This window comes from Mesorhizobium sp. M7A.F.Ca.US.007.01.2.1 (assembly GCF_003998165.1).
In the GTDB taxonomy this organism is placed as follows: Bacteria; Pseudomonadota; Alphaproteobacteria; order Rhizobiales; family Rhizobiaceae; genus Mesorhizobium; species Mesorhizobium ciceri.
Genome location: NZ_RZQP01000522.1, coordinates 1 through 563, shown reverse-complemented (window position 1 = coordinate 563; position 563 = coordinate 1). Strand labels below are relative to the sequence as shown.

Annotated in this window: 1 protein-coding gene; it reads right to left on the bottom strand. The window is 66.3% G+C overall.

The annotated features are described in order from the left end of the window. Positions 1 to 563 (bottom strand): tetratricopeptide repeat protein (locus tag EN949_RS35580; RefSeq protein ID WP_164782693.1); only part of this gene is annotated, 563 nt, incomplete at both ends.

The following is a 563-nucleotide window of genomic DNA, read 5'->3' as shown; positions in this document are numbered from 1 at the left end:
TTCCCTGCCAATGCGGCCCGCCGCATCCACGCCTCGCCGGCGGCGATATCTTGACCTGCAAGGCCACCCTCGATGAGCGCCGATCCCAACCGGAATTGGGCTGAGGGCAAGCCTTTCTCCGCGGCAAGCTGATACAGTCGCGCGGCTGCCGGTCGATCAGCTGGCATGCCGCGTCCATGCTCAGTCAGGACCCCAAGAAGGTAGATTGCGGTTGGCAGACCGGCGTCGGCAGCGCGTCGAACCTCGGCGGCAACTTTGGCCGTCTGCGCAGGCTGCCCGCGCCGGGCGAGGGAAAGAGCAAGGCCCAGGCATCCCTCAGGGCAGCCGGCTGCCGCAGACTTCTCATACCAGCCATGCGCCGCATCCAGGTCCCGCATCGCTTCGGGGCCTCTGCTGAGGATATAGGCGAGAATTGCCTGCCCGGTTGCGGAGCCAGCTTCGGCTGCCTTTTTCGCGAGCCCGAACGCTGCCGCGAATTCCGGCTCCCGCGAGGAATCCCGTTCGAACAAGCTTTGCGATTCCAAGCCATTGCCGTCGGGCTCCTGCGCCGCCAGTCCAGCCAC